Origin of the sequence: Caballeronia terrestris (genome assembly GCF_001544515.1) — a bacterium.
GTDB lineage: Bacteria > Pseudomonadota > Gammaproteobacteria > Burkholderiales > Burkholderiaceae > Caballeronia > Caballeronia terrestris.
Window position 1 is genome coordinate 1 of the sequence record NZ_FCOL02000144.1, and the last position, 6,164, is coordinate 6,164.

Consider the following 6,164-nt stretch of genomic DNA (forward strand, 5'->3'; position numbering starts at 1 on the left):
GCCTAAATGGAGCAAGGGCGGTCGCCCTCGATGCGGCATCCTCTCTGCGCTGCCTCTCTTATGGCTGCATGCCGCAGGCAAATCCGGAGAGCGATCATGAATGAAGACCAGGTGAAGGGCGTCGGGGAGAAGGTCAAAGGCAAGATCAATGAGGGCGTCGGCAAAGTGACGAACACCACTAGTCCGTATTTGTGCCGGGTGTATTGGAGAGCCTTGCAGGCGGATGGGCCGCAATCAGAAATTCAATCTGGCTGAGATCGGCAGGCTTCACAAGGTGGAAGTCAAAGCCGGCCTCCTTTGATCGACTGATATGTTCTTCCTGCCCATAGCCACTCAGCGCAACTAGGGTCGCGTACATGTGATCAGGCGAGGCCCGCAACCGGCGCGCGACTTCATATCCGTCGATGTCAGGCAGGCCAATATCGATAAACGCAATGTCCGGTTTGAACTCGCTGGCGATCCGGATGGCAGAGGCGCCATCGAGCGCGGTTTTGACATCGTGGCCGTCGAGCCGCAAACACATCTCCGTGCTCTCGGCCGCATCGACGTTGTCATCGACGACGAGTACCTTTCTCGGCCCTGCTGTCGGTTTGGGAGCTTCTGTAGCGGCAAGATTGCCCGCTGGCGTACCCGGCGGGAGCGCCGGAAGCGTCAGGACGAAGCGACTGCCCTTGCCAAGCCCTTCGCTGAAGGCTTCGATCTTCCCGTGATGCAGCTCGACGAGCTTACTGACGAGCGCGAGTCCGAGCCCGAGCCCGGCCGTGTGCCGGTCGAGCGAACGCTCTGCCTGAACGAATAGCGTAAAGATCGTCGGGATGAATTCCCGGTCCATTCCCAAGCCGTTGTCGACCACCGTGAGCACGGCTTCCTGACCTCGACGCTCGATTTTCACAGCGATGCGTCCATCCGGCGGGGTGTACTTCACCGCATTGCTGAGAAGATTGGTCACGACCTGTTCGAACCGCATTGCATCGGCATTGACGATGAGGTCGTTTTCCGGTCCCTCGACGACGACATCATGCTTGCGCGTGTCGATCTCCGAGCGCAGGCTATCAAGCGCGCGCTGCACGACGTCCGCGATATCCACCCGCACCATTTTCAGCGGAATGATGCCGCGCGTGATGCGCGAGACGTCGAGCAGGTCGTCCACCAGACCGATTTCGTGTTCGAGCTGACGTTGGGCAGAGCCTCGCCCGCTCTTCGATCTCCGGTGTCACATCCTTGCGCTTCCATATCTGAAGCCCGTTGCGGATCGCGGCGAGCGGGTTGCGCAGCTCATGCGCGAGCATCGCGAGGAACTCGTTCTTGTGTGCGTCGGCCGTCTGGAGTTGCTCGATCGCGGCAGTCTGTTCGGTGATGTCGTCAAAGGCGAGCAGGATCAGCGCCCGTTGCTCCCATGCCACGCGCGACGCGTTGAGCCTCATCGTACGCACGCCGATTTCGGGAAATGCGTGAGTCATCGTGAAGTCGCGCACGATGCTCTGCGACTGCACGACATCGTCGAGCAACTTGCGTAGTGGCTCAATGGCCCATTGGCCGTTGCCGAGCGCATAGAGCCTGGCGTCGATCGTCGCTTCAGGCGAGACGCGAAACTTCTGATAGAAAGCGGAGTTCGCGCGGACAACACGCAGGTCCGATTCGAGCACCAGCATCGGCTGCGACATCGTCTCGATCACGGCATTCGCGTAGTCGCGTTCCTGCGTCACTAGTGTGTGAAGCGCAAGCAGCTCACGGTTGCGAAACTGCAGTTCGTCGTTGGTCGTCGACAGTTCTTCGTTGACCGATTGCAGCTCCTCTTTCGCCGTCTCCAGTTCTTCGTTGGTGCTTTGAAACTCTTCGTTGCTGGAAAGCAGTTCCGCTTCGCTCGACCTCAGTTCCTCCTGAGCGCTCTCGTGCTGTTCCAACGTGGCACGGTATTGGTCGCGCGTCGCTTCCAGTTCGCTTTTTAGCCACGCGGTCTCCTCGTCCCGTGCTTTGCGCCGTCCGGTGACGAAATGCCCGAGCATCCGTTGAGACGAGCCGCTCGCCACCGCCCGGATTTGCTTGCCGATCACCGACTGCAGACGCGGAAGCCTGCGCGCGGCGTCCTCGAAGAAGACGACGTACCAGCGCCCGTCGAGGCCGGGACTCTGCAACGGATGGACTTCGACACTCCCCGCACCCGACGTCGTTGTCTCATTCGGTTGGACGAGCGCCCGCACGCACGGCTGGCCGGTCTGTCGCGCTTTGCTCGGCGCCTGGCTAACTTGCAAAAACACATCGGGCCGCGCGAGCTTCTGCAAATTCACGCTCGGCGGTCCATTGGGATTGACGAGGTAGGGCGCGGTATCCCCCCGGAACTCCACAATATTGAAATCGTCGTCGCAAATGACGAACGCGGGGGCAAACCTCGTGAGCGCGACGCGATGAGCCTCTGCGCGTACCCAATCCGCTTGCGCGGACGCCGACAGCGGCTCTGACACGGTGCGCCGCCGCTCGGCGCGCGCGGCTGTCAGTGTCCGCGCAAGGCGCATCACGCCAGGTGCATCCACCCGCGCCCGTTTGCGATATAGCTTGGTACGCTTGCTCTCGATCACTTCGAAGAGATTGCCGAACGACCCCACCGTCTCCGAAGGCCCCAGCATCAGCGCGCCGTTCGGACGCAGCGCATAGTGGAACATCGGTATGACGTTGCGTTGCAGGATCGGATCGAGGTAAATCAAAAGATTACGGCAGCTCACGAGGTCCATGCGAGAGAACGGCGGATCGGCGGCTACGTTGTGGCGAGCGAAGGTGCAGGCGTCGCGCACGTATTTGTCGATGCGAAAGTACTTGCCGTCCCGGACGAAAAAACGCTGAAGCCGCTCGGCGGAAACGTTGCGCGCGATGTTCTCGATATAGCGGCCGCTGCGTGCGGCTTCCAGTGCGTCCTCGCTGATATCGGTGCCGAAGATTCGCACGGGAGTGACAAGACCTTTCGCCCCGAGAAACTCAAAAAGACACATCGCGATCGAATAAACTTCTTCACCGCTCGCGCAACCTGGAACCCACACGCGGATTGGATCATCCGGGTCGCGCCCTTCGATAAGCCTTGGCAAAACCCGTTGTGTGAGTGCCACGAAGGATTCAGGGTCACGAAAAAATTCAGTTCACAGATAGGCTGCAAGCCGCCCGCTGAAGCGCCAATGCCTACCACGGGAAACCCTTGCTGGTCGGCCTCACGAAAGCCGCTTCAGTTTTTTCCATGTCTTGTCCCGGACAGTCGCTACATTTTTGCACGCGCGAACGACGATCGACGGCATTTCGTACTAGCTCTGCTTACCGTCGAGACGTCCCAACCCGTCCGCGGCCGCCAGCAAAGTATAGACGTGTTGACACTTTTATGATCTGGGTATAAATTCGAGTAGCAACACGTTTATACAAAAGCAAGCAACATCACAGAACAATATATAGGTATGCGCGTGGAGCGCGCCTCACAGGGAGAGAGTCACCATGTCAATCCAAACCGTAAAACGTTGGGGAAACAGCCTTGCCGTGCGTATCCCGTCCAGCCTCGCAACTCAAGCTTCGATCGTCGAGGGCCAAGAGGTGGATGTCCAAGTAGAGGACGGGCATTTGGTCCTGAAACCGCATACTGCCATTCGTCGATTCTCGCGCGAGCGCCTGATCCAGCAGTACAAGGAGGGAAAGCTCGCTGCGCACGAGGAGATCGACTTTGGTGATCCTGTCGGCAACGAACTGGGCGGACCCGAAGATCCAAACCGAAACGATCGATGGTGACGCGATGAGGAACGGGATTCCAGAGGCAGGAGATGTGGTCAGGCTGCACATTGGGCCGGCCAAAGGCAACGAGCAGGACGGCTATCGCGCGGTTCTCGTCATCTCCGACGACGTTGTGAACGAAATCACCGGGAAATTTACCGGGCTGCCCATCACCTCTACCGTACGAGGATGGGACACCGAAATCCCGATCGCCAGTCTCGATCGGCCGGGCGTTGCACTGGTCGATCACATCGGCTCCTGGAGTCTCACCCGCAATCCCAGTTTCAAAGGCGAGCGGGTAACCGTAGAGGAGCTCGACGCGGCCAAATACGCGATCAAGGCCTTCCTTCAGCTTTGAGTCAACGGGGGAGCGCGGAAACCTGCTTCTTTTGTCGCCCACCGCACTACGATTCAACGTATGCGCAAATTGGGATTGTCGTTTCAGAGAGGGGCATTAATGGGCCGAATTTCATTTTCTTCTTGGACGTCAGACTCAATCATCTCTCGAGCTTGCCGCCAATACTCATCTGCGCATCCTTCCATGCTGCCGTCCTGCTTCCAGAGGTCGAAAGCCTTGCGCCGAATTCGCTTCTCCAACGTCTGATGTTCCACAGTGACTCCGTGCATCAGGCCTGTACGCACATCACTGTTTCACCGCATGCGTACAACCGATGGGCGAGGAGGCCGGCTCGACGGGTCGTACTCCGACAGGCACCGTCCTTCCGCCACAACACCGCGCCGTCCGCGATCTGGCCAGAAAACGGATGCAACTGGTTCGCTGCCGCACCAGCCACATCCTTGCGGTTGAAAACATTACGGCACGCCAGTTCGGCACGCGGATCACAAGCAATCAGGTCAAACGGCTGGACGGAGAATCGATAGACCAGATGCACCTGCCGGACGACGTAACACTCGCGATTCGGGCAGACGTCGCGGTCATCACCACGCTCTCCTCACAGATTGAGGTCGTGGAAAAACGACTTCATGAAAAGGTCGCGTTGGATCCCGACCATGCATTATTGACGACAGTGCCGGGAATTGGTCAAACTCTTGCGACTGTCATTCTGCTGGAGGTGGGCTCTATTGACCGCTTCCCCAACGTTGGTAATTTCGCATCCTATTCGCGCTGCGTGGACAGCCAGCGCATGAGCAATGGCAAGAAGAAAGGCGAAGGCAACAAAAAGAACGGCAACCCGTACATGTCGTGGGCATTCATCGAAGCGGCCACTTTTGCGATGCGCTATTGCGCCGATGCCAAGCGCTTCTACGAGCGCAAGAAAGCCAGGACCAATCCGGTTCTGGCGCGAAAGGCCCTGGCACACAAGCTGGCCCGCGCGTGCTTTCATATCCTGAAGGAGCGAAAACCCTTTGATGTGAAGCGCTGTTTCGCATAGAGCTGACGACGGCGGCCGACAAGCCCCGGTTACCCACTGGAGCCCCAGCCTACAAAATTGAATGGGATGTCGTACCGCCGTCCCCGATGGGCAGTCACGCGGACCGCCCGCAATGCGAGCCAGTCATCCATTGGCGCCGACGCGTCGGCAGCCACAGATTTGCGCAACCACATGGACGCATTGCGGCACCAACGTTCTTCTGGGGCGGCATAGCCGCCAGGGCGATAGGCAACGTACTTCGCCGTTCGCTTGATCCTGATGGGTGTGTGGCGCGATCCGTCGCAGCCATGACTGAAGAACCGGGCGCGCTCAGCTTCTGTCGTTGGGACTCGGCAACAGAAACCGGTCGCTCATGCGGCGATGATATTGCTTGCTCGCTTGACACCGGTCCGCTAATGGGTGTGGGTAAAGGCGAGACCCCGGGCGCGGTGGTCGGCCGCGCCGAGTGCATGCCGATGTTCGAGCCGAAAACCAAGGCGCTGGATGCGGCCGGTGTCGTGAGCGTGGTCGTCTGGCCGGCACACGACTTGAAACACCCGAACGCGCCGGTACCGGACCGGGCGCTGCTGCGGCAGGTTTGCACCTGGCTCGACGCGCGCCGCCTGGTGACGACCGAGCTGTACGTGATCCCGCCGACCTACCGCAAGATCGCCGTCGCGGTCGGCCTGCAGGCGAAGCCGGGTTATGGCATCGAGGCGGTGCGGCGCTGGGTCGAGCTGGTGCTGCGTCAGTACCTCGCGCCGCTGCCGCCTTCGGCCCCGAGGGCCAAGGCTGGCCCCTGGGCCGCGCGGTCTACGGGCCCCGAGCTGGAGGCCGCGGCACTGCAGGTGGAGGGCGTGCTGTTCATCGAGTGCCTGCGCCTCGCGCAGTGGGACGAGGCGGGCAGCAATGGGGTCCGAGGCCGGCACGAGCGCACGACGGCAGCCGGCTGCCTGCCGCGCGAGCGGATCGCCTTGCAGCCGTGGGGATCGCCGGAGGTCGTCGAAATGACGGTGGTGCAGGGCGATGCGCTGGTGCCCGGTGCGGCGG

6 protein-coding genes and 3 pseudogenes are annotated in these 6,164 nt (G+C 60.3%); 5 read left to right on the forward strand and 4 right to left on the reverse strand.

Features of this window, described 5'->3' with window-relative positions; all coding sequences use genetic code 11:
- Positions 1-96 precede the first annotated feature (96 nt).
- Positions 97-174: pseudogene (locus tag AWB67_RS42455) on the forward strand (CsbD family protein); the annotation flags it as partial.
- 4 nt (positions 175-178) lie between these two features.
- Here AWB67_RS42455 and AWB67_RS33855 read toward each other — a convergent pair.
- The 3 genes and pseudogenes from AWB67_RS33855 to AWB67_RS43100 all read right to left on the reverse strand — a co-directional run.
- Positions 179-1,150, reverse strand: a complete 972-nt coding sequence (locus AWB67_RS33855; protein ID WP_087660349.1) for a hybrid sensor histidine kinase/response regulator — start codon at positions 1,148-1,150, stop codon at positions 179-181.
- Positions 1,053-2,513 carry a histidine kinase dimerization/phospho-acceptor domain-containing protein gene (locus AWB67_RS43245; protein ID WP_327366978.1) on the reverse strand — a complete coding sequence of 487 codons (1,461 nt, stop codon included), beginning with the start codon at positions 2,511-2,513 and terminating at the stop codon, positions 1,053-1,055. The genes AWB67_RS33855 and AWB67_RS43245 overlap by 98 nt, the downstream gene beginning before the upstream one ends.
- 57 nt (positions 2,514-2,570) lie before the next feature.
- Positions 2,571-3,116 (reverse strand): annotated as a pseudogene (locus AWB67_RS43100) (CheR family methyltransferase); the annotation flags it as partial.
- Between the two features lie 355 nt (positions 3,117-3,471).
- Here AWB67_RS43100 and AWB67_RS33865 point away from each other — a divergent pair.
- Together AWB67_RS33865 and AWB67_RS33870 are read left to right on the forward strand one after the other, a co-directional pair.
- A complete protein-coding gene (locus tag AWB67_RS33865; protein WP_087660351.1) occupies positions 3,472-3,759 on the forward strand; it encodes an AbrB/MazE/SpoVT family DNA-binding domain-containing protein in 288 nt (95 codons plus the stop codon).
- The gene (locus tag AWB67_RS33870) at positions 3,698-4,099 is read left to right on the forward strand and encodes a type II toxin-antitoxin system PemK/MazF family toxin (RefSeq protein WP_235025510.1); all 402 of its coding nucleotides are present in this window, start codon (positions 3,698-3,700) and stop codon (positions 4,097-4,099) included. The genes AWB67_RS33865 and AWB67_RS33870 overlap by 62 nt, the downstream gene beginning before the upstream one ends.
- A gap of 83 nt (positions 4,100-4,182) precedes the next feature.
- On the opposite strand, the gene AWB67_RS43105 is transcribed toward AWB67_RS33870, so the two are convergent.
- Positions 4,183-4,368 carry a DUF2934 domain-containing protein gene (locus tag AWB67_RS43105; protein WP_087660353.1) on the reverse strand — a complete coding sequence of 62 codons (186 nt, stop codon included), beginning with the start codon at positions 4,366-4,368 and terminating at the stop codon, positions 4,183-4,185.
- Between the two features lie 68 nt (positions 4,369-4,436).
- Between AWB67_RS43105 and AWB67_RS33880 the strand changes: the two are divergent.
- Both AWB67_RS33880 and AWB67_RS33885 read left to right on the forward strand, forming a co-directional pair.
- A pseudogene (locus AWB67_RS33880) lies at positions 4,437-5,135 on the forward strand (transposase); the annotation flags it as partial.
- 287 nt (positions 5,136-5,422) lie between these two features.
- The coding region (locus AWB67_RS33885; protein WP_200822383.1) for a baseplate J/gp47 family protein at positions 5,423-6,164 on the forward strand (742 nt) is incomplete at its 3' end.